Source organism: Rhizobacter sp. Root1221, from assembly GCF_001425785.1.
Lineage (GTDB): Bacteria > Pseudomonadota > Gammaproteobacteria > Burkholderiales > Burkholderiaceae_C > Rhizobacter.
The window spans coordinates 1-22,361 of record NZ_LMDI01000014.1 but is presented as its reverse complement, the minus strand read 5'-3'; the positions used below and the strand labels follow the sequence as shown (position 1 = coordinate 22,361).

Sequence of the window (22,361 nt, the reverse complement as noted above, 5' to 3'; positions counted from 1 at the left end):
CTGTGAACTGAAGGAATAGATCCGTGAAGATTGCGATCCTGCCGGGCGACGGCATCGGAACCGAGATCATGGCCGAGGCCGTGAAGGTGCTCGGCTGCCTCGACCTGCGTTTCGAGATGGAAGAGGCCAAGGTGGGCGGGGCTGCCTACGAGGCGCACGGCCATCCGCTGCCGCCGGCCACGCTGGCGCTTGCCAAGGCGTCCGACGCCGTGCTGTTCGGCGCCGTGGGCGACTGGAAGTACGACAAGCTCGACCGCCCGCTGCGCCCGGAACAAGCCATCCTCGGGCTGCGCAAGAACCTCGAGCTGTTCGCCAACTTCCGCCCGGCCATCTGCTACGAGGAGCTCACGCACGCCTCCACGCTGAAGCCCGAGGTGGTGGCCGGCCTCGACCTGCTGATCATCCGCGAACTCACCGGCGACATCTACTTCGGCCAGCCGCGCGGCCGCCGGGCGTCGCCCGATGGCGCCTTCGCCGGTGCCGATGAAGCGTTCGACACCATGCGCTATTCGCGCCCGGAAATCGAACGCATCGCCCACGTGGCCTTCCAGGCCGCACGCAAACGCAACAAGAAGGTGTTGAGCGTCGACAAGGCCAACGTGCTGGAAACCTTCCAGTTCTGGCGCGACGTGGTCACCGAGGTGCACGCCCAGTACCCCGACGTGGCGCTGGAGCACATGTACGTCGACAACGCCGCGATGCAGCTCGTGAAAGACCCGAAGCGCCTCGATGTCATCGTCACCGGCAACATGTTCGGTGACATCCTGAGCGACGAGGCGGCCATGCTCACCGGCTCCATCGGCATGCTGCCGTCGGCCTCGCTGAACGCGAAGAACCAGGGCCTGTACGAGCCGAGCCACGGTTCCGCCCCCGACATCGCAGGCAAGGGCGTGGCCAACCCGCTCGCTACCATCTTGTCGGCGGCCATGATGCTGCGCTTCAGCCTGAACCAGGAAGCGGCGGCCCAGCGCATCGAGGCAGCGGTCAAGGTGGTGCTGGGGCAGGGGCTTCGCACTGGCGACATCTACAGCGAAGGCACCCGCAAGGTGGGTACCCGGGAAATGGGCGACGCCGTGGTGGCGGCGCTCAAGGCGCAGCGCTGATCGCCGGCATTTACGCACGTAAACGCGCACGTAAACGCGCACGTAAACACGTTTTATCTTTCGACGACGGGACTTTCGACATGGCTACGAAATTGGTCGGCCTGGTGGGCTGGCGGGGTATGGTGGGTTCGGTCCTGATGGACCGCATGGCCCAGGAAAACGACTTTGCGCTGATCGAGCCGGTGTTCTTCAGCACCAGCAACGCCGGCGGCAAGGCCCCGTCGTTCGCCAAGAACGAAACGGCACTGAAGGACGCGTTCGACATCGACGCCCTCAAGCGCTGCGAGATCATCATCACCGCCCAGGGCGGCGACTACACGTCCGAGGTGTTCCCGAAGCTGCGCGCCGCGGGCTGGAACGGCCACTGGATCGACGCCGCCTCCACGCTGCGCATGAAGGATGACGCGGTCATCATCCTCGACCCGGTCAACCTGCCGGTCATCAAGAAGTCGCTCGCCAACGGCGGCCGCAACTGGATCGGCGGCAACTGCACCGTGAGCTGCATGCTGATGGGCGTGGGCGCGCTGTACAAGGCCGGGCTCGTCGAGTGGATGAGCACGCAGACCTACCAGGCGGCCTCGGGTGGCGGTGCCCAGCACATGCGCGAGTTGCTCACCCAGTTCGGCACCCTCAACAGCGCCGTCAAGGGGCTGCTCGACGACCCGAAGAGCGCCATCCTCGAGATCGACCGCCAGATCATCGCGAAGCAGCGCAGCCTCGGCGAAGCCGAAACGGCCAACTTCGGCGTGCCGCTGGGTGGCAGCCTGATCCCCTGGATCGACAAGGATCTGGGCAACGGCATGAGCAAGGAAGAGTGGAAGGGCGGCGCCGAAACCAACAAGATCCTGGGGCAGGGCGAAGGTTTTGGCACGCCGGCGGTGCCGGTCGACGGCTTCTGCGTGCGCGTGGGTGCCATGCGCTGCCACAGCCAGGCGCTGATGTTCAAGCTGAAGAAGGACGTGCCGCTGGCCGATATCGAATCGATGATCGCCAACGACAACGAGTGGGTAAAGTACGTGCCCAACACCCGTGAAGCCACGATCCGTGACCTGACCCCGGTGGCGGTGACCGGCACCATGACGATCCCGGTGGGCCGGGTGCGCAAGCTGGCCATGGGGCCGGAGTACGTGGGCGCGTTCACGGTCGGTGACCAGCTGCTGTGGGGCGCTGCCGAACCGCTGCGCCGCATGCTGCGCATCCTGCTCGACGCCTGAACCTCGTTGCGAGGTCACAACAAGCTCGTGCAGGAGAATCCGTGGAAAAGCTGGAATCCGCGGGTTCTTCGGAATGTCAGCCAATGCATGAGCTTGTGTTCGTATGTAGTTGATGTTATTGTCTTTTCCAGTGTTATGCCCTGGGAATCGCATGGCTGACCCCCTCGAAGCGCACAAAACAACTCTGAAAGCAGTGGGGCGCGCACGCCTCCACACCCCGTCCAATTGGGAGACGCCTTGAAAAGAAACTCGCTGTTTGCAGGGCGCTTCGCTCTGACCGGGGTGGCCCTGGCCACCATGTTGCTGGCATCGGTCGACGCCATGGCCCTTGGCCTGGGCCGTCTGAACGTGCAATCGGGGCTCGGGGAAACGCTTCGTGCCGAGATCGACGTGTCGAGCCTCACGGCCGACGAGGCGTCCAACCTGCAGGTGAAGGTCGCCACGCCCGAGGCCTACCGTGCCGCCGGCGTCGACTACAACGCCGTGCTCCCCGGCACCCGTGTCTCGCTCGAGCGCCGCGCCGACGGCCGCCCGTACCTGCGTGTCACCAGCGACCGCTCGGTGCAGGAACCCTTCGTCGACGTGATCCTCGAGATCTCGTGGTCCACGGGCCGCCTGGTGCGCGAGTACACCATGCTGTTCGACCCGCCCACCACGCGTGCCGCAGCGCCTGCGCCAGCACCGTCCACGGCGCCGGCGATTTCGCCTTCCCGTCCCGAAACCGCGGCCGCGCCCACACGCGCCGAACGCCGTGCCGCGGCTGCCGCCGCAGCGAAACCGGCCGCCGAAGCCTCGGCCCCGTCCGAGTCGCGCCGTGCTGCCGCTGCGCCCGCGGCCGCGCCGGCCCCGCGTGCCCCGGCCCTCGATACCGCACAGTCGGACGACGAATACAAGGTCCGCTCCGGTGACACCCTCTCGCGCATCGCCGGCAAGACGCAGCGCCAGGGCGTGTCGCTCGACCAGATGCTGGTGGCCCTCTACCAGGCCAACCCCGACGCGTTCCTCGGCAACAACATGAACCGGCTGAAGTCCGGTGCCGTGCTCGCCGTGCCCACCGCCGATGCGGCCCGCGCCGTCACGCCCACGGAAGCCCGTCAACTGATCCAGGCCCAGAGCGCCGACTTCGGCGCCTACCGCCAACGCCTGGCCGGCGGGGTGCCGGCCGCGAAGGTCGAGGGCTCGTCACGCCAGGCCACCGGCCAGGTGACGGCCGAGGTCGACGACCGCAAGAAGACCGCCACGCCCGACCCCGACAAGCTCACGCTGAGCAAGGGCGCCAGCAACAAGGCGTCCGCGCCGGAAGCCCGCCTGTCGAAGGAACGCGAGCAGAAGGAAGCCGCCGCACGCGTGGCCGAACTCGCCAAGAACGTCGAAGACCTGAAGAAGCTGTCCGGCACGCCGGCAGGCTCCGGCAAGCCGGGCGCGCCGGCGGGCGCCGCCAGCAAGCCGGGCATCACGGCGCCGGTGGCCACGCCCACCGTGCCCACGCCGCCGGTGAAGGCTGCGCCGCCCGCGCCGGCGCCCGCGCCCGCACCAGAGCCGGCCCCCGCGCCGGCACCGGCGCCTGCACCCGTCGTGATTCCGGAAACGGCCTCGGCACCGATGGCCGCATCCGCGCCCGAAGTGGTCGCGGCGCCCGCACCTGAAGGCCAGGCCAGCGAACCCGTGGTGGCTCCCGCCGAACCCGCATCGGCTGTCCGCCCCCCGGTGCCTGCACCGGCGCCCGCGGCAGAGCCCGAAGCCTCCATCCTCGACAACTCGCTGGTGCTGGCCCTGGGTGCCGCACTGTTGGCCGTCCTGGTCGGCTACGGCATCTACCGCTTCACGCGCCGCAAGAAGAAAGACAGCGGCGAAACGTCGTTCCTCGAAAGCCGCCTGCAGCCCGATTCGTTCTTCGGGGCCAGCGGCGGCCAGCGCATCGACACGCGTGACGCCAGCGGTGCCTCGTCGTCCATGAGCTACTCGCTCAGCCAGCTCGACGCCATCGGCGACGTGGACCCGGTGGCCGAAGCCGACGTGTACCTCGCCTACGGCCGCGACCTGCAGGCCGAGGAAATCCTCAAGGAAGCCATGCGCGCGAGCCCGGAACGCCTGGCCATCCGCACCAAGCTGCTCGAGGTGTATGCCAAGCGCCGCGACACCAAGGGCTTCGAGCTGCTGGCCACCCAGCTGTTCGGCCTGACGGGCGGGCAGGGCGAAGACTGGGCCAAGGCCCAGGAACTCGGCCAGCAGATCGAGCCCGACAACCAGATGTACCAGCCGGGTGGTTCACCTGCGCAGTCGGAAGGTGACGGCCGCCCGTCCTCCGAACTGCTGGGCGCGAGCACCATGCCGCAGTCCGTGCTGCCGTCGCCGTCCGAGTTCGGTAGCAGCACCGGCGGGAGCAGTGGCTTCGATTCCACGGGTTCGGGCGTCGACCTCGACCTCGACCTGGGTGCCTTCGATGGTGGCGCCCCGGCCGCCCAGCCGCCGTCCGTGCGCCTCGACGAGCAGACCCAGCCGTTCCCGGCGGCCAAGGCCGACGACCTCGGTGGCATGCACTTCGACCTCGACGCGCTGTCGCCGTCGCCAAGCCCGGCCCCCACACCGGCGCCGGCCTCGAACTCCGGTCCCATGGAATTCGACCTCTCGTCGATCTCCCTCGACCTGGGCGCCCCGTCCGACGACGTGACTCGCCCGGGCACCCCGGTGAAGTCGGCGCCTCCCGTGGCCGACCTGGCCGACATCGACCTCGGCGACACCGGTGGTGACGATGCCGACCCCATCGCCCGCAAGCTCGAACTGGCGGAAGAGTTCCGCCAGATCGGCGACATGGAAGGCGCACGCGATCTGCTTCAGGAAGTGGTGGCCAAGGCCAGCGGTTCCGTGAAGATGCGTGCGCAGGCCATGCTGGACGAACTGGGCTGACCGCTGCCACCGTTGCCCGCAACAACCCATCCGGCTGCCCGGCATGAGGTGCTCGCGTGAGGTTGGCGCTGGGCATCGCCTACCGGGGACAGGCCTACAGCGGCTGGCAACGCCAGTCCGCTGACCCCACCGTGCAGGGCCGACTCGAGTCGGCCCTGTCTCAATTCGCCGCCACGCCGGTCGAAACGGTGTGTGCCGGTCGCACCGACACCGGTGTGCATGGCCTGAACCAGGTGGTGCACATCGATGCACCGGTGCAGCGCGAGCTGAACTCGTGGGTGCGTGGCACCAACCGCTACCTGCCCGCCGACATCTCGGTGCAGTGGTGCCAGGCCGTGGGAGACGATTTCCATGCGCGCTACAGCGCTCTCGGGCGCCGCTACACCTACGTGCTGCTCGAGTCGCCCGTGCGCCCCGCGATCGAGTCCGGCCTGGCGGGCTGGGTGTTCACCCCGCTCGACGGCGACCGCATGCGCGAAGCCGCGGCGCTGCTGATCGGGGAGCACGACTTCAGCGCATTCCGTTCTTCCGAATGCCAGGCCAAGTCGCCCGTTCGCACGCTGAACGCCATCGGCATCCATCGGTGCGGGGCCTACTGGCGCTTCGATTTCGACGGCAACGCGTTCCTGCACCACATGATCCGCAACATCATGGGCTGCCTGCTCGCCGTGGGCAACGGCCGGCGCGAGGTGGGCTGGCTGGCCGAGGTGCTGGCCACCCGCCAGCGCGTCCACGCGGCGCCCACGTTTTCCCCTGCCGGCCTCTTTTTCGCCGGACCGTACTACGATGCAGCCTGGGACTTGCCGACCCACACCGCGGCGATGGACTGGTTGCCGCACTGAGAGGCTGAGAGTCCTTCGATCATGCCCGCTCATCACGCCAAAAGACGGCCGCTCGTCGTTGCGAATGCTCGCCATAGCCCGGGCTATGGCTGCGCTTCGCGCCTAGATCGGCCGCCTTTTGACGTGCTGCTCGGGCACGCTCGAAGAACTCCCAGCCTCTGCTCTGACCAGGGACCTGTCCCATGACCCGACGCACCCGAATCAAGATCTGCGGCCTGACCCGCGAAGTCGACGTCGACGCCGCCGTGAGCGCGGGGGCCGATGCCGTGGGTTTCGTGCTGTACGAGCGCAGCCCTCGGCACGTGACCGTGGAACGGGCGGCGCAACTGGCCCGCACCCTGCCGCCGTTCGTGACGCCGGTGGCGCTGTTCGTCAACGCCGGGGCGTCGCATGTCGAGGCGGCCGTGCGTGCCATCCCGAACGTGGTGCTGCAGTTCCACGGCGACGAGAGCCCGGACAACTGTTGGCAGGCCGGCCGCCCCTACCTGCGGGCCGCCCGGATGGCCCCCGGCTTCGATTTGATAAACTTCGCGCTCCGGTATCCCGATGCCCAGGCCGTGCTGCTCGACGCCCATGTCGACGGTTACGGCGGCGGTGGAAAGGCATTTGATTGGTCTCTCATTCCTCACGGCGTGTCCCGTCCGGTCGTTTTGTCTGGTGGGTTGCATGCCGAAAATGTGATCGAAGGCATCTTCAGGGTGCGGCCATGGGCCGTTGACGTCAGTTCCGGCGTCGAATCCGCCAAGGGCATCAAGGATGCCTCGGCGATCCGCCGGTTCTGCGATGCCGTGCGCGAGGCCGATGTGCGCCTCGCAGCCCCCCAGACCTGAAGACAGAGGATTTCCATGACCTACCAGCAGCCCGACGCCCGCGGGCATTTCGGCCCCTACGGCGGCACGTTTGTCGCCGAGACGCTGATCCACGCGCTCGAAGAACTCAAGAGCGCCTACGCGGCCGCCCAGCAGGACCCCGACTTCCTCGCTGAATTCCGCAGCGAACTTGCCCATTTCGTGGGGCGTCCGAGCCCCGTGTACCACGCGGCCCGAACGAGCCGCGAACTGGGTGGCGCACAGATCTACCTCAAGCGAGAGGACCTGAACCACACCGGCGCGCACAAGGTGAACAACACCATCGGCCAGGCGCTGCTCGCCCGCCGCATGGGCAAGAAGCGCGTGATCGCCGAAACCGGCGCCGGCCAGCACGGCGTGGCCACCGCCACCATCTGCGCCCGCTACGGCATGGAATGCGTGGTGTACATGGGCAGCGAGGACGTCAAGCGGCAGTCGCCCAACGTGTACCGCATGAACCTGCTCGGCGCCACCGTGGTGCCGGTGGAAAGCGGCTCCAGGACCCTGAAGGACGCGCTGAACGAAGCCATGCGCGACTGGGTCACCAACATCGAGGACACGTTCTACATCATCGGCACGGTGGCGGGTCCGCACCCGTACCCGGCCATGGTGCGCGATTTCCAGCGCGTGATCGGCGACGAATGCCTCGTGCAGATGCCGGCCATGCTGGGCGGGGGCCGCCAACCCGACGCCGTGATCGCCTGCGTGGGCGGTGGCAGCAACGCGATGGGCATCTTCTACCCCTACATCGACGTCGAGGGCACGCGCCTGATCGGCGTGGAAGCGGCAGGCGAGGGCCTCGATACGGGCAAGCACTCCGCGAGCCTGATCGCCGGCTCCCCGGGCGTGCTGCATGGCAACCGCACGTACCTGCTGCAGGACGACAACGGCCAGATCACCGAGACCCACTCGATCTCCGCCGGCCTCGACTACCCCGGCGTGGGCCCCGAGCACGCGTACCTGAAGGACATCGGCCGCGCCGAGTACGTGGGCATCACCGATGCCGAGGCGCTGAAGGCGTTCCACCACCTGTGCCGCACCGAGGGCATCATCCCGGCGCTCGAGTCGTCCCATGCCGTTGCCTACGCCATGAAACTGGCGCCCACCCTGCGCCCCGACCAGAGCCTGCTCGTGAACCTCTCCGGCCGTGGCGACAAGGACATCGGTACCGTGGCCGACCTGTCCGGCGTGCAGTTCTACAACCGGCCGTCCGAGGCCGGCCGCACCGTCAAGGGTGCCGACGCACTGAAGGGGCAAGCATGAGCCGCATCGCTGCCTGCTTCAAGGCCCTCCAGGCCGACGGCCGCAAGGCCCTGATCCCCTACATCGCCGCTGGCGACCCGTTCCCCGATGCCACCGTCGAGTTGATGCTCGCGATGGCCGAGGCCGGTGCCGACGTGATCGAGCTGGGCGTGCCGTTCTCCGACCCCATGGCCGACGGCCCCGTGATCCAGCGTGCGGCTGAACGGGCCTTGGCGCATGGCATCGGCACCCCGCAAGTGCTCGCCTACGTGCGTGCCTTCCGCGCCCGCAACAACACCACGCCCATCGTGCTGATGGGGTACGCCAACCCCATCGAACGCTACGACCAGCGGCTGGGGCAGGACGCCTTCGTGCGTGACGCGGCCGAAGCCGGAGTGGACGGTGTGCTGGTGGTCGATTACCCGCCCGAGGAATGCGAGGTCTTCGCGGCCAGCATGACCGCCCATGGCCTCGACCCGATCTTCCTGCTGGCCCCCACGTCCACCGAGCAGCGCATGAAGGACGTGGGCCGCATCGCCCGCGGCTACGTGTACTACGTGTCGCTCAAGGGCGTGACCGGCGCCGGCCACCTCGACACCGATGCCGTGGCCGCCATGGTGCCCCGCATCCGCGCGCACGTGAGCGTGCCGGTGGGGGTGGGCTTCGGCATCCGCGACGCCGCCACGGCCCAGGCCGTGGGTGCCGTGTCGGACGCCGTGGTGATCGGTTCCCGGCTGATCCAGATCCTGGAAACCCAAACGCGCGACAATGTCGTTTCCGAGGCGGCGGCGTTCATCAAGGACATCCGCACCGCCCTCGACACCCTGAAAGGAGTCAACCGATGAGCTGGCTTGAAAAACTGCTGCCGCCGAAGATGCAGCAGACCGACCCGAGCGAACGCCGCACGGTCCCCGAAGGCCTCTGGATCAAGTGCCCGTCCTGTGAGACGGTGCTCTACAAGAACGACCTCGAGCAGAACGTCAACGTCTGCCCGAAGTGCGGCCACCACCACCGCATCGGTGCCCGTGCACGCCTGAACGCGTTCCTGGACGGCGAAGGCCGCTACGAACTGGGCCAGGAAGTGGTGCCGGTCGACCCGCTGAAGTTCAAGGACAGCAAGAAGTACCCCGAGCGCCTGAAGGCCGCGATGGAATCCACCGGCGAGACCGACGCGCTCGTGGTGATGGGCGGCGCCGTCCACACCATCCCGGTGGTGGCCGCGTGCTTCGAGTTCGACTTCATGGGCGGCTCCATGGGCTCCGTGGTGGGCGAGCGGTTCGTGCGCGGTGTCGAGACCGCCGTCGAGCAGAAGGTGCCGTTCATCAGCTTCACCGCCACGGGCGGCGCGCGCATGCAGGAAGGCCTGCTGAGCCTGATGCAGATGGCCAAGACCAACGCGTCGCTCACGCGCCTGGCGAAGGCGAAACTGCCGTACGTCAGCGTGCTGACCGACCCCACGATGGGCGGCGTGTCCGCCAGCTTCGCCTTCATGGGCGACATGGTGATCGCCGAGCCGAAGGCCCTGATCGGTTTCGCCGGCCCGCGTGTCATCCAGGACACCGTGCGCGAGAAACTGCCGGAAGGCTTCCAGCGCGCCGAGTTCCTGGTGCAGAAGGGCGCCATCGACATGATCGTCGACCGCCGTGAACTGCGCCTGACCATCGCCCGGTCGCTCGCGATGCTGCAACGCCAGAGCACCGACGCGGTCGCCTGACGCCCTGCTTCCGATGTTCCCTTCAAGGGCGGCTTCGGCCGCCCTTGTGTTTCCGATTCCGCCCGCCATGACCTCGCCCACCACCCTCGAAGACTGGCTCGCCCACTGCGAGCGCCTGCACCCCCGCGAGATCGACATGACACTCGCGCGGATGGTCGAGCTGAAGGCGCGCCTGGGGCTGCAGTTCAACGTGCCGGTGGTCACCGTGGCCGGCACGAACGGGAAGGGGTCCACCTGCGCCATGCTGGAGGCCATCGGGCTGCAGGCGGGCTACCGGGTGGGGCTGTACATCAAGCCGCATTTCGTGCATTTCGAGGAGCGGTGCCGCGTCAACGGTGCCATGGTGTCGGCGGCGGACCTGGTGCCGCACTTCGACGCCGTGGAGCAGGCGCGTGGCGACATCGCGCTCACGTACTTCGAGTTCACCACGCTGGCCATCATGCGGCTGCTGTCGCAAGCCGAGGTGGACTTCGTCATCCTCGAGGTGGGCCTGGGCGGCCGGCTCGACGCCGTCAACGTGATCGACGCCGACTGCGCGGTGATTACCAGCATCGACCTCGACCACATGGAGTACCTCGGGCCCGACCGCGAATCCATCGGGCGCGAGAAGGCCGACATCATGCGCGCTGGCAAACCCGCCATCGTGAGCGACCCGGTGCCACCGGCGAGCCTCGCGGCCCACGCCGCCGCCGTGGGCGCCGACCTGTGGCAGATCGGCCGCGATTTCAACTTCGCCGGCGACAAGCAGCAGTGGGGCTGGGCAGGGCGCCACAAGCGCTTCAACGCGCTCGCCTACCCGGCGCTGCGCGGGGCGAACCAGCTGCTCAATGCCTCGGGGGCCATCGCGGTGTTCGAGGCGCTGCGCGAACGCCTGCCGGTCACGGCCCAGGCCATCCGCAACGGCCTGGCCATCGTCGAACTGCCCGGCCGGTTCCAGATCGTGCCCGGGCAGCCTGCGGTGGTGCTCGACGTGGCCCACAACCCGCACGCCGTGGCCACGCTGGTGCAGAACCTCGAAAACATGCCGTATTACCCGCGCACGCGGGCCGTGTTCGGGGCCATGAAGGACAAGGACATCGCCGGCATCCTCGCACGCATGGCGCCGGTGGTCGACGAATGGCATTTCTGCGACCTGCCGCTGCCGCGCGCGGCCTCTGCGGCCGAGTTGGAGGCGCAGCACGCGTCGCTGGCATTGAAGGGGCCGGGCCCGGTCACGGTATTCCGTCACCCGGACCCGCGTTCAGCACTCGTGGCGGCCCTCTCCGCGGCAGACCCCGCTGATAGAATCGTGGTCTTCGGCTCGTTCTACACCGTGGGCGGTGTACTCAAGGGTGGGCTTCCCCGCCTGAACGCCAAACACCTGGCCTGATGGGCGGCGGCGGAGGCCGTCACGACCTCGCCATGATGGGCCTCCGGCTCCCTCTTCCTCCGGTTTTCCCGGTTTCTCCGCCACGCCGCCAGCCACCTCGCCCACTAGGAACCAACTGCGCATGGGTTTGTTGTCATTTCTGAAACGCCAGTCCGCGGACCGGCCGAAGCAGGCCCCGTCGAAGCCGTCGAAGGAGACGGTCGATGCCGTCCAGCAGGCGCGCACCCGCGCCCGCCAGCGCCTGATCGGCGCGGCCGTGCTCGTGGTGGCCGGTGTCATCGGGTTCCCGTTGCTGTTCGCCACGCAACCCCGCCCGCTGCCCGTCGACACCCCCATCGAGATCGCGCGGCGTGATGGCACGGTGACGTCCGGTGCCACGTCGCGCCCCGCGCCCCCCGCCGTGATCGTCAACGAGTCGCCCGCCGAAGCCGGCCGCGACGTGACCCCGGCCCCCGTGACGGAACCCGAACCCGCCCCGGCGCCGGAACCGGCGTCGGCGCCCAGGCCCGAAGTCAAGCCCGAGCCCAAACCCGAGCCCAAACCCGAGGCACCGAAGCCCGCCCCGAAGCCGGCCGACAAGCCCGCGGACAAACCCGCGCCGAAGCCGTCCGAGCGCAAGCCTGCCGACAAGCCGGCCGAGAAACCCGCTGCCAAACCGGCCGACGACGCCCGCGCCCAGGCGCTGCTGAATGGCCAGGACACCCCGAAGCGTGGCGACAAGCCCGCGGCGGCCGAGGCGGGCGGCCGGTTCATCGTGCAGGTGGGGGCTTTCTCCGAGATGAATGCGGCCCGCGAGGCGCGCCAGAAGGTCGAAAAGCTCGGCCTCAAGACCTATACCCAGGTGGTCGAGACGTCCGCCGGCAACCGCATCCGCGTGCGCGTGGGGCCGTTCGCCAACCGCGCCGAAGCCGATCGAGCCGCTGGCAAGATCAAGTCGGCCGGCCTCGGCTCCGCCGTCTTCACGTTGTGACGGGACACCATGGCATGGCTCGATCTGGCGTTGCTGGCGGTGTTGTTGGTGTCGGTCGTGGTCGGGCTGGTGCGCGGCCTCGTGTTCGAGGTGATGTCGCTGGTGGGCTGGGTGGTGGCGTACTTCGTGGCGCACTGGTTCTCGGCCGACGTGGCCGCGTTGCTGCCCATCGGCACACCGGGGTCGTCGCTGAACACCGTCTCGGCCTTCGTGCTCACCTTCATTGCGGCGCTGCTGGCCTGGGCCATCGGCTCGCGCATCGTGCGCCTCATCATCCATGCCACCCCGCTGAGCGTGATCGACCGCTTGCTGGGGGCGGTGTTCGGCGGGTTGCGCGGCATGCTCGTGCTGCTGGTGATCGTCACCGTGGTGGGCATGACCCCCGCATCGCAGACACCCACCTGGCGGGCCTCCATGGCCGTGCCGTGGCTGCAGGCGGCCGTCACCGGCTTGAAGCCGATGCTGCCGGCCCCCATTTCGAAGCATCTGCCGGCGTGATCGCGGCGCGTTGATTTACTAGCAAGGACTCGGTTTATGTGCGGCATCTTCGGCGTCATCTCCAAAACGCCGGTCAACCAGTTGATCTACGACGCGCTGTTGCTGCTGCAGCACCGCGGGCAGGATGCCGCCGGCATCGTGACGATGTTGGACAGCAAGTGCTTCATGCACAAGGCCCGCGGCATGGTCCGCGACGTCTTCCGCACGCGCAACATGCGTGCGTTGCCCGGCAACATCGGCCTCGGCCAGGTGCGTTACCCCACCGCGGGCAACGCCTACAGCGAGGAAGAGGCGCAGCCGTTCTACGTGAACGCGCCGTTCGGCATCGTGCTCGTGCACAACGGCAACCTCACCAACGCGCACTCGCTGAAGCAGGAACTGGTCGACATCGACCGCCGCCACATCAACACCACCAGCGACACCGAGGTGCTGATCAACGTGCTGGCCCACGAGCTGCAGGCCGCAGCACGTGACAAGGTGCTGTCGCCCGAGATCGTGTTCAATGCCGTCGCCGCCGTGCACAAGCGCCTGAAGGGGTCGTACGCCGTGGTGGCGCTGATCGCCGGCTACGGGCTGCTCGCGTTCCGCGACCCGTTCGGCATCCGCCCGCTGTGTTTCGGCGAGGTGGTCACGGCCGAGGGCCGCGAGGTGGTGGTGGCGAGCGAATCGGTGGCCGTCGAAGGCACCGGCCACGTGGTCACGCGCGACGTGGCCCCGGGCGAAGCCATCTTCATCGACATGAACGCGCAGGTGCACGCCCGCCAGTGCGCCGAGAAACCCAGCCTGAACCCGTGCATGTTCGAGTACGTGTACCTGGCCCGTCCCGACTCCATCATGGACGGCATCTCGGTGTACCAGGCCCGCCTGAACATGGGCGAGACGCTTGCCAAGCGCGTGATCTCCACCGTGCGTCCGAAGGACATCGACGTGGTGATCCCCATCCCCGAGTCGAGCCGCCCGTCGGCCATGCAGCTTGCCCAGAAGCTCGGCAAGCCGTACCGCGAGGGCTTCGTCAAGAACCGCTACGTGGGCCGCACCTTCATCATGCCGGGGCAGGGCGTGCGCAAGAAGTCCGTGCGCCAGAAACTCAATGCCATCGGCGTCGAGTTCAAGGGCCGCAACGTGCTGCTCGTGGACGACTCCATCGTGCGTGGCACCACGTCGAAGGAGATCGTGCAGATGGCCCGCGACGCCGGCGCCAACAAGGTCTACATGGCCTCGGCCGCGCCGCCGGTGAGGTTCCCGAACGTGTACGGCATCGACATGCCCACCAGCGAAGAGCTGATCGCGCACAACCGCAGCATCGAGGAAATCCGCGAGTTCATCGGCGCCGACGCGCTGATCTACCAGGACGTCGATGCCATGAAGACGGTGGTCGCCGCGCTGCGTCCGGGGCTCGACGGCTTCGAGGCGTCCTGCTTCGACGGCCACTACGTCACGGGTGATGTGTCCATCGCCGACTTCACTGCGCTGGCTGCACAGCGCAAGTCGCAGGGCGACGAGGACGAAAGCACCGACCGCACGCGCCTGGCGCTGCAAAGCGGGCTGGAGCGCAACGGATGAAGCGCATCCCCCGTGTCGACTTTCCCGCAGACGTGCGGCCCGACACGCTGGCCGTGCGCGAAGGCCTGCCCCGCACCGCGTGGGGTGAGAACTCCGAAGCGCTGTTCCTGACCAGCAGCTTCGTGCAGCCCGACGCGGCCACGGCCGCGGCCCGGTTCGCGAACGAGGAAGAGGCGTTCACCTACTCGCGCTTCACGAACCCCACGGTGATGATGTTCGAGCGCCGCCTGGCGGCACTCGAGGGCACCGAGGCGGCCATCGCCACGGCCAGTGGCATGAGCGCCATCCTGCTGCTGGGCCTGGCGTTGCTGAAGGCCGGTGACCACGTCGTGTGCTCGCAGAGCGTGTTCGGCTCCACGCTCGTGCTGTTCGGCCGCGAGTTCGCGAAGTTCGGCGTCGAGGTCACGTTCGTGCCCCAGACCGACGTGGCCGCGTGGCGTGCCGCGGTGCGCCCGAACACGAAGCTGCTGTTCGCCGAGTCGCCCACGAACCCCATCACCGAAATCTGCGACATCCGCGCGCTCGCCGACATCGCGCACGGGGCCGGCGCACTGCTCGCCGTCGACAACTGCTTCTGCTCACCCGCGCTGCAGCGGCCCGCCGCACTCGGCGCCGACCTGATCGTGCACTCGGGCACCAAGTACCTCGACGGCCAGGGCCGGGTGCTCGCCGGTGCGGTGTGTGGCGCCGAGGCGCTCATCAACGAGAAGTTCGTGCCGGTGATGCGCAGTGCCGGCATCTCGCTGTCGCCGTTCAACGCCTGGGTGGTGCTGAAGGGCCTCGAGACGCTGTCCATCCGCATGGAGGCGCAGAGCCGCCGCGCACTCGAACTCGCCACCTGGCTCGAAGCCCAACCCAACGTCGAACGCGTGTACTACCCGGGCCTCGCCTCGCACCCGCAGCATGCGCTCGCGATGGCGCAGCAGGGCGGGGTGGGCGGTGCGGTGGTGTCGTTCGTGGTGCGGGGCGTGGCGCCGGGCGGTGCCGCCGTGGCCCGCCGCAACGCCTTCCACGTGATCGACAGCACGCAGGTGTGTTCCATCACCGCGAACCTCGGCGACACCAAGACCACCATCACCCACCCGGCCAGCACGTCGCATGGCCGGTTGACCGAAGAACAGCGCCAGTCCGCCGGCATCGTGCAGGGCCTCATCCGCGTCGCGGTGGGCCTGGAGGACGTGCGCGACCTGAAGGCCGACCTGCAACGCGGCCTCGACACTCTGAGAGGCTGAGAGTCTCTCGATCATGCCCGCTCATCACGCCAAAAGACGGCCGCTCGTCGTTACGAATGCTCGCCATAGCCCGAGCTATGGCAAGCATTCGCGCCTAGATCGGCCGCCTTTTGGCGCGCTGCTCGGGCACGCTCGAAAAACTCTCAGCCTCTGACACCATGACCCGACCGATCCGCACCCGCATTGCCCCGTCGCCCACCGGTTTCCTGCACCTGGGCACCGCGCGCACAGCCTTGTTCTCGTGGGCGTTCGCGCGCCACTTCGGCGGGGAGTTCATCCTCCGCATCGAAGACACCGACGAGGCGCGTTCCACGCAGGAGGCCGTGGACCAGATCATCGCCGCGATGAAGTGGCTCGACCTCGGCTACGACGAAGGCCCCTTCTATCAGATGCAGCGCATCGCGCGGTACCGCGAGGTGATCGCATCGATGCTCGACGCCGGCACCGCCTACCGCTGCTACTGCACGCCCGCCGAACTCGACGAGATGCGCGAGGCGCAGCGCGCCCGCGGCGAGAAGCCCCGCTACGACGGCCGCTGGCGCCCCGAGCCGGGCAAGACGCTGCCGGCCGTGCCGGACGGTGTGCCGCCGGTGATCCGCTTCCGCAATCCCATCGACGGCGACGTCACGTGGGACGACCTGGTGAAGGGTCCCATCACCATCAGCAACCGCGAGCTCGATGACCTCATCATCGCGCGGCCGTCCACCGAGCCCGGCGCCATCGGCACGCCCACGTACAACTTCTGCGTGGTGGTGGACGACCTCGACATGCAGATCACCCACGTGATCCGCGGCGACGACCACGTGAACAACACGCCGCGCCAGATCAACATCCTGCGCGCGCTCGGTGCCGAACTGCCCGTGTACGGCCACACGCCCATGATCCTCGGCCCCGATGGCGAGAAGCTGTCGAAGCGCCACGGCGCGGTGAGCGTGCTGCAGTACGAGGAGGGCGGTTACCTGCCCGAGGCCATGATCAACTACCTCTCGCGCCTGGGCTGGAGCCATGGTGACGACGAGGTGTACTCGCGCGAAGAGCTCGTGTCGTGGTTCGATGGCGCACACCTCGCGAAGAGCCCGGCCCAATGGGACGCTGCGAAGCTCAACTGGGTCAACGGCCAGTACATCAAGGCGGCGGCCGATGCGGCCCTCGCGCCGCTCGTGGCAGCGCAACTCGCGCGCCGTGGCATCACCGCCGGCGCCGACGATCACCTGGCCCGCGTGTGCGGCCTCTTCAAGGACCGCTGTGCCACCACGGTGGAGCTGGCCGACTGGGCCGCGATGTACTTCGCCGACGTGGCCCCCACGGCCGACGACCTCGCTGCGCACGTGACCGATGCCGTGAAGCCGGCCGTGGCCACGTTGAGCGAGAAGCTGCAGGCGGTGGAGTGGACCAAGCCGGCCATCGCCGCGGCCATCAAGGAAACGCTCGGCGCCCACGGCCTGAAGATGCCGCAACTGGCCCACGCAGCACGCGTGCTGGTGTGCGGCCGTGCCCAGACGCCGTCGCTCGATGCGGTGCTTGAATTGTTTGATAAAGAAAGTGCGCTAAAACGCTTGCGTGCCGTCTGAAAGTCGTTCTATAATCGTATTCTCGATTGAACAGCAAGAACCTTCAAACGATCGCAAGATCAGATGAAAAGTTCAGAGGGGGTATAGCTCAGCTGGGAGAGCGCTTGCATGGCATGCAAGAGGTCAGCGGTTCGATCCCGCTTACCTCCACCAAAGAACCGGTGGAAGCTGTTCAAACGGTAGAAGGATTAGTCCCCTTCGTCTAGAGGCCTAGGACACCACCCTTTCACGGTGATTACAGGGGTTCGAATCCCCTAGGGGACGCCAAGTTTGATGGCGCTTGCGGAGAAATCCGGAAGTCATCATGGAGTGGTAGTTCAGTTGGTTAGAATACCGGCCTGTCACGCCGGGGGTCGCGGGTTCGAGCCCCGTCCACTCCGCCAACACGGAAGCCCTGCAAACGGAAGTTTGCAGGGCTTTTTCGTTTTGGCGCACCGAGATACTGCGGGCGAGATACTCGCCGTCCAGCGGGGCCATATTCACGAGCCATGGAAGCGGCCCGCACCGGCGGCCTGGAACTCGTCGGCCAGCGTGTTGCTGTCGTTTGTGTTCCCGATGAGTCAGCCGCCAGTCACGCGCCGTGGTTGCTCGGTCTTGCCGCGCTCGCTGCTGCAATGCGTGCCCACCACAGCGAAGTCAACTCCGGCGGTTCGACACCGATTGCGTGAGCGCGGGTTGTGGCACGGCACCGCTGCTTGGCCCGTCGACCCAGCACCAACAATCGAAGTCCGACATCGTCGGCTCCGGGGGGGCTGCGTCCGTTTGCGACCCCTTCTCATCTCTTTCGTCCCCAGGCCTGGAAGATGCGCGGAAATGAGATCGTCGTGTCCTCGCGATCCATGAACACCTGGAGTTCATGGGTCAGCTGATCCAGCTCTTCGCCCGAAAGAGTCCCGGACGATCGAACCGTCTCGCCAATCGCCGCCAGCGTGAGCGGCGCGACTTGCTTGATGTCTCCCGTTCGGCCGTACGGCTGAACGAGGCAGGAGTCGACTTCGCTGAAGCCGACACTTTCGAGCAGGCGGGCCAGCGAGCGGCCGACGAACGGATTACCACCGTGTTGCCGCGCCGTGCGCACGTACACCTCGCAGTACTGATCGACAGCTGCAGACGGCGGATCGCAGAACTGGCCGCCGTAGTCGATGTCCTCGACGACGACGATGCCCCCCGGCTGCAGCGCATCGTGAGCGCGCCGCAGCAGTTCCCCGGGGTTCGCCACGTGGGTGAGGACGAAACGCAAGTTTGCCAAGTCGGCATCGTTCACCGGCCAGGCGCCAAGCATGTCGGCGTTCGTGAACTCGACGTTGGCGATGCCAGATCGGGACGCCTCCTCGCGGGCGAGAGCCAGCTTGGGTTCATCGCGGTCCAGGCCGATGACGCGCCCGCCAGGCCCCACTCTTCTGGCGAGTTCGAGTGCAACATCGCCCCCGCCGCAGCCGGCGTCGACCGCAACCATTCCGCGCAAGGGCTCGAAGCGGTCCAGCAGAGAGCTCGTGGTGGGTGCTAGCACGCGAGCGATCACGGCCAGGCGAGATCGCCCCTGCTCGCCGCCCTTGATGATGTACTTGTCAGGCTGGGGACTGGTCATTCGCGCGTTCCTCGGCCGGCAGGCCGTGTTGGTTTCATTGCCACGGTGCGCGTCAACGATGGCGCACCCTACGCCGCTGCGCAGCGGGGCCAGCACGAAAGAAACTGGTGCGAGGCAAGTACGCGCAGGAATTCAAGCTGGAAGCCGTGAGGCTGGTGAAGGCGGGGCCGTCTGTGGTGGTGACGGCCAAGATTTCACCGCCGAGTATTCTCCTGCGACTCAGGGGCCCCAGCTCGTCAGCTTTGCATCGGACGGTAAGAATCCTGCCGCGCTGTCATACCACGCCGGGTGTACGCGCGACGCGGATGCCTTTGCACGGTCGCGATGTCGATGCCTTCGAGCAACCAGTGCCGTTGTTCGATGCTCAAGGCCCACGACACCAGAGGATTCGAACCCCTGCATTCATCGTGTCCTGCCGTGGCTACGGCTTCGGCGTGCCGTACAGGACGCCTCGTCCGCCTGTGGCGATGTAGACGCGGCCATAGGTCCGCGGGTCACCGCTGATGTCGTTGATCCAGCCCCAGCGTTGCGTGTCGGTGTTGATGCGCGTCCAGCTCGTGCCGGTATCGCTGGACCGGTAGATGCCTTCCACGCCGCCGACCTTGCCCCACAGGTACAAGGCGGGGTAGGGCGCTGCCGCAGCGGCCTTGCCAAACCCGATCGCCCAGGCGGCTTCGACACCCTGCAAGCCGCTGAAGGATGTGCCGCTGTCGGTCGAGCGGCGCAGGCCACTGGTGCCGGCGGGCAACCACAGGTGCCCTTCGTATCCCGGCACGGCGTGAAGGCGCCCGCCACCGCCAGGAACGCTGGCGGCAGCGGTGAAGTTCGCACCACCGTCGAGGCTGCGGTAGATGCGCCCCGCGTTGCTGTCGTAGATGTACACCTTGGACGCACTGCCGCGGTCGGCCACCGGCCTGAACCAGCCCGTCGGGCTGCCGCTGGAAGGGCGCCACGACGCGCCCATGTCGGTCGAGTAGTACGCAGCCGAGTTGTCGGGAATCCAGACCAGCTTTTGCCCATCCGCCGTCACGGTGATCGCACCCGGCCCGTTGCTGGCGGCCGTGGCGGGGTGGCTCGGAAACGGAACCCACGACGAACCGCCATCGCTGGAGTACGCGCCGCGGTTGTCGCTCCAGTTGGCTCGCACCACCGTCGGCGGCCACCACTCGGCGAATGCGATGGAGGTGTTGGTGCTGCCCGTCGGGTTGAAATAGCTTGAGATGGGAGGCGAGCTGTCCAGGTCATCGTGTCGAAAGCCACCGATGTCGCCCAGCGCCGTCAGCAGCGGTGCGCCGGAGGGTGGGCTCGCCAGCTCGAGCGGCACGGTTTCTTCCAGGCCGGCGTTGCTGAAGTTCCAGTTCACGCTTGTGCCGAAGGCGTCGGCGGACATCCACAGCCCGGCCCCGGTAACGAAGGTGACGTTGTTGCGGTTGAAGGGGTCGATGTCGACGTCCACGATCCAGTGCGGCCTGAAGTTCGCGCTGCCGCCGGGCTGAAGGCTCCAGGGCGCCGAGGGCGCGCTGTAGCTGTCGATTGCATTGACCAGCGTCCAGCTGCTGCCCCCGTTGGTCGATCGCCACAGCTCGTCGCCCATGGCCCAGCGGTTGTTCGTCGCTGCGTACAAGGTGCCGGCCAGCGACGGGATGACGGCGACGGCGCCGTAGCCGAAGGTGTCGGCGCTGCTCGGTTGCCGCGGGCTGATGGCCGTCCAGGTGCTGCTTGACGGCACGAGTTTCCAGAGCTGGCCGGAGGTCATGCCGTTGGGCCCCAGCGCATTCGCGTAGCTGAGGTACAGCGTGCCGGCTTTGTCGAAGTCGGCATGATTGGGGATCAGCCCGGTGGGCGCACCGGGCACCGCTGCCCATGTGGTTCCGCCGTTGGTGGAGCGGTACAGCGTCGGACCGCTTGCGGCATTGACGCCGGCATAGAGGGTAGGCGTGGCGCTGCCCACGCTGCCACTGGTTCGGTGGAACAGCACGAAGGTCACGCTCGAGGGAGCGAAAGCGTTCACCTGCGACCAGGTCACACCGGAGTCGGCAGACTTCCACAGACCGTTTTCGTTGGTGCCGAGGAACAGGACTGATCCGAGATTGGGGTCGACCACCAGGCGCTCGCCGGCACCACGCCCGTCGGCGTTGCCGCCCAGGCGGAAGGGCAGCTCGGTACGAGACCACGACGCACCGCGATTGCTCGAGCGCAGGATCGCGGCGTTGCGCCCCCACGATTGCAGGTACTGGCCGGCCGCCAGGTAGATGCGATCGGCGTTGTTGTAGTCGAGGGCAAGGCTCAGCACGCCGGTGAGCTGCGCGTCGTCTCGCCCCAGGTCGTCGTTGAGCGCAAGCCAGGTCTGGGTGGCGGGGACCCAGCGGTAGACGCCGCCGACATCGGTGCGCGCATACACCAGGTTCTTTCGGGCCGGATGGAACACGACACCGCTGACCAGGCCACCGCCTTGGATCTGCACGTTCTTCCAGGCATAGGGCGTGGTGCTTTGGGCCCATGCCGCCGGAGCAGCGAGCCCCAGGCCGACGCCCAGCAAGGCTGTCAGCGCGATCGATGCTGCTGCAGCCTGCTTGCGCAAGCGCCCTGAACTGACGTCAACGGCACGCTCGGTGAGCGGCTGTGCATTCCGCGGCCGACGGCTGCCTGTGAGCCAACGCTGCGTCCACGGTCGAAATTGCATCTCGAGTTCTCCTGAGGTTCTGGTTCGCGCGTGGCCATGGCCAGCCTGGCGTTGAACTGTGTCGTGGTTCAATCTGATCGGACAGGTCGATGAGGGCTTGTATCCCCCGAGACCGAGAAGAGCATGACAGACAAGACGCAACGCCGACCACGCCGGAGCATTGAGCCGGCGTTCAAGCTGCAAGTGGTGAAGATGATCCGAGAGCAAGGCCTGAGCGTGTCGCAGGTCTGCAAGGACCTGGAGTTGACCGACAGCGCGGTGCGCANAGCATTGAGCCGGCGTTCAAGCTGCAAGTGGTGAAGATGATCCGAGAGCAAGGCCTGAGCGTGTCGCAGGTCTGCAAGGACCTGGAGTTGACCGACAGCGCGGTGCGCAGTTGGCTCAAGCAGTTCGGCGAAGAGGCTGCGGGCCGCCCGGGTGTTGGCAAGCCGCTGACGCCGGAGCAGCAGCGCATTCGGCAACTCGAAGCTGAGAACCAGCAACTCAAATCAGACAACGCATTGTTAAAAAAAGCCTCGGCCTTCTTCGCCCGGGAAATGAAGTGATCCATCATTTGATGGNCTCGAAGCTGAGAACCAGCAACTCAAATCAGACAACGCATTGTTAAAAAAAGCCTCGGCCTTCTTCGCCCGGGAAATGAAGTGATCCATCATTTGATGGAGAGCCCCGTCAACGCGAAGAAGGCCTCGGTGAGCCAGTGGTGCCGGGTGCTGGGCGTGAGCCGATCGGGCGTCTACGCGGCCCGCCAGCGCCTGCGTGCGCCCAAGCAGACGAACCCCTTGGACGTGCATGCCAAGGCCGCGTTCGAGGCCAGCGGCCGCAACTACGGAAGCCGGCGATTGAGCGCGGTGCTGCGAGCCAACGGCCTGACGGTAGGTCGGTACCAGGTGCGTCGGTTGATGCGCGACAACGGGCTGCAACCCCGTTGGCGGCGCAAGTTCGTTCACACCACGGACAGCCGGCACAAGCTGCCTGTGGCCGGCAACGTGCTGAATCGCCGCTTCAGCCCGGCGCGGC

16 protein-coding genes, 3 tRNA genes and 2 pseudogenes are annotated in these 22,361 nt (G+C 67.3%); 19 read left to right on the top strand and 2 right to left on the bottom strand.

The annotated features are described in order from the left end of the window. Nucleotides 1–23: 23 nt before the first annotated feature. The 17 genes from leuB to ASC87_RS12185 all read left to right on the top strand — a co-directional run bounded on the left by leuB (nucleotide 24) and on the right by ASC87_RS12185 (nucleotide 17,456). The gene (gene leuB, locus ASC87_RS12265) at nucleotides 24–1,103 is read left to right on the top strand and encodes a 3-isopropylmalate dehydrogenase (RefSeq protein ID WP_056661676.1); all 1,080 of its coding nucleotides are present in this window, start codon (nucleotides 24–26) and stop codon (nucleotides 1,101–1,103) included. 80 nt (nucleotides 1,104–1,183) lie between these two features. Then, nucleotides 1,184–2,317: an aspartate-semialdehyde dehydrogenase gene (gene asd, locus ASC87_RS12260; protein ID WP_056661674.1), complete on the top strand. Its 1,134-nt coding sequence runs from the start codon at nucleotides 1,184–1,186 to the stop codon at nucleotides 2,315–2,317. Between the two features lie 237 nt (nucleotides 2,318–2,554). Next, nucleotides 2,555–5,224, top strand: a complete 2,670-nt coding sequence (locus tag ASC87_RS12255) for a FimV/HubP family polar landmark protein (RefSeq protein WP_304440686.1) — start codon at nucleotides 2,555–2,557, stop codon at nucleotides 5,222–5,224. A 56-nt stretch (nucleotides 5,225–5,280) separates the two neighbouring features. Continuing rightward, a complete protein-coding gene (gene truA, locus ASC87_RS12250; RefSeq protein WP_056661671.1) occupies nucleotides 5,281–6,066 on the top strand; it encodes a tRNA pseudouridine(38-40) synthase TruA in 786 nt (261 codons plus the stop codon). A gap of 182 nt (nucleotides 6,067–6,248) precedes the next feature. After that, nucleotides 6,249–6,896, top strand: coding sequence for a phosphoribosylanthranilate isomerase (locus ASC87_RS12245; RefSeq protein ID WP_056661670.1), 648 nt, complete (start codon nucleotides 6,249–6,251; stop codon nucleotides 6,894–6,896). 15 nt (nucleotides 6,897–6,911) lie between these two features. Beyond that, nucleotides 6,912–8,177, top strand: a complete 1,266-nt coding sequence (trpB, locus tag ASC87_RS12240) for a tryptophan synthase subunit beta (RefSeq protein ID WP_056661669.1) — start codon at nucleotides 6,912–6,914, stop codon at nucleotides 8,175–8,177. Continuing rightward, entirely contained in the window at nucleotides 8,174–9,001 is an 828-nt protein-coding gene (trpA, locus tag ASC87_RS12235; RefSeq protein ID WP_056661668.1) for a tryptophan synthase subunit alpha, read from the top strand. The genes trpB and trpA overlap by 4 nt, the downstream gene beginning before the upstream one ends. After that, entirely contained in the window at nucleotides 8,998–9,870 is an 873-nt protein-coding gene (gene accD, locus ASC87_RS12230; protein ID WP_056661666.1) for an acetyl-CoA carboxylase, carboxyltransferase subunit beta, read from the top strand. The genes trpA and accD overlap by 4 nt, the downstream gene beginning before the upstream one ends. 67 nt (nucleotides 9,871–9,937) lie before the next feature. Continuing rightward, entirely contained in the window at nucleotides 9,938–11,239 is a 1,302-nt protein-coding gene (gene folC, locus ASC87_RS12225) for a bifunctional tetrahydrofolate synthase/dihydrofolate synthase (protein ID WP_056662075.1), read from the top strand. Between the two features lie 121 nt (nucleotides 11,240–11,360). Continuing rightward, nucleotides 11,361–12,209: an SPOR domain-containing protein gene (locus ASC87_RS12220; protein WP_157603993.1), complete on the top strand. Its 849-nt coding sequence runs from the start codon at nucleotides 11,361–11,363 to the stop codon at nucleotides 12,207–12,209. Between the two features lie 9 nt (nucleotides 12,210–12,218). Further along, nucleotides 12,219–12,707, top strand: a complete 489-nt coding sequence (locus tag ASC87_RS12215; protein WP_056661662.1) for a CvpA family protein — start codon at nucleotides 12,219–12,221, stop codon at nucleotides 12,705–12,707. 36 nt (nucleotides 12,708–12,743) lie between these two features. After that, complete coding sequence (gene purF, locus ASC87_RS12210; protein WP_056661659.1) at nucleotides 12,744–14,270, top strand: amidophosphoribosyltransferase; 1,527 nt, start codon at nucleotides 12,744–12,746, stop codon at nucleotides 14,268–14,270. Then, complete coding sequence (locus ASC87_RS12205; RefSeq protein ID WP_056661656.1) at nucleotides 14,267–15,502, top strand: O-succinylhomoserine sulfhydrylase; 1,236 nt, start codon at nucleotides 14,267–14,269, stop codon at nucleotides 15,500–15,502. Before purF ends, ASC87_RS12205 begins: the two co-directional genes overlap by 4 nt. Nucleotides 15,503–15,660: 158 nt before the next feature. Then, nucleotides 15,661–17,073 carry a glutamate--tRNA ligase gene (gene gltX / locus ASC87_RS12200; protein WP_056661653.1) on the top strand — a complete coding sequence of 471 codons (1,413 nt, stop codon included), beginning with the start codon at nucleotides 15,661–15,663 and terminating at the stop codon, nucleotides 17,071–17,073. A gap of 77 nt (nucleotides 17,074–17,150) precedes the next feature. Continuing rightward, nucleotides 17,151–17,226 (top strand) — tRNA-Ala (locus ASC87_RS12195). A 38-nt stretch (nucleotides 17,227–17,264) separates the two neighbouring features. Then, nucleotides 17,265–17,340 (top strand) — tRNA-Glu (locus tag ASC87_RS12190). Nucleotides 17,341–17,379: 39 nt separating this feature from the next. Continuing rightward, nucleotides 17,380–17,456 (top strand) — tRNA-Asp (locus ASC87_RS12185). Nucleotides 17,457–17,848: 392 nt separating this feature from the next. Here ASC87_RS12185 and ASC87_RS12180 read toward each other — a convergent pair. Continuing rightward, nucleotides 17,849–18,661 (bottom strand): class I SAM-dependent methyltransferase, encoded by an 813-nt coding sequence (locus tag ASC87_RS12180; RefSeq protein WP_056661648.1) that lies wholly within the window; start codon nucleotides 18,659–18,661, stop codon nucleotides 17,849–17,851. 421 nt (nucleotides 18,662–19,082) lie between these two features. Beyond that, nucleotides 19,083–21,344 (bottom strand): sialidase family protein, encoded by a 2,262-nt coding sequence (locus ASC87_RS12175; RefSeq protein WP_157603991.1) that lies wholly within the window; start codon nucleotides 21,342–21,344, stop codon nucleotides 19,083–19,085. A 266-nt stretch (nucleotides 21,345–21,610) separates the two neighbouring features. Between ASC87_RS12175 and ASC87_RS12170 the strand changes: the two are divergent. Both ASC87_RS12170 and ASC87_RS12165 read left to right on the top strand, forming a co-directional pair. After that, nucleotides 21,611–21,904, top strand: a pseudogene (locus tag ASC87_RS12170) (transposase); the annotation flags it as partial. Nucleotides 21,905–21,925: 21 nt separating this feature from the next. Then, nucleotides 21,926–22,361, top strand: a pseudogene (locus ASC87_RS12165) (IS3 family transposase); the annotation flags it as partial.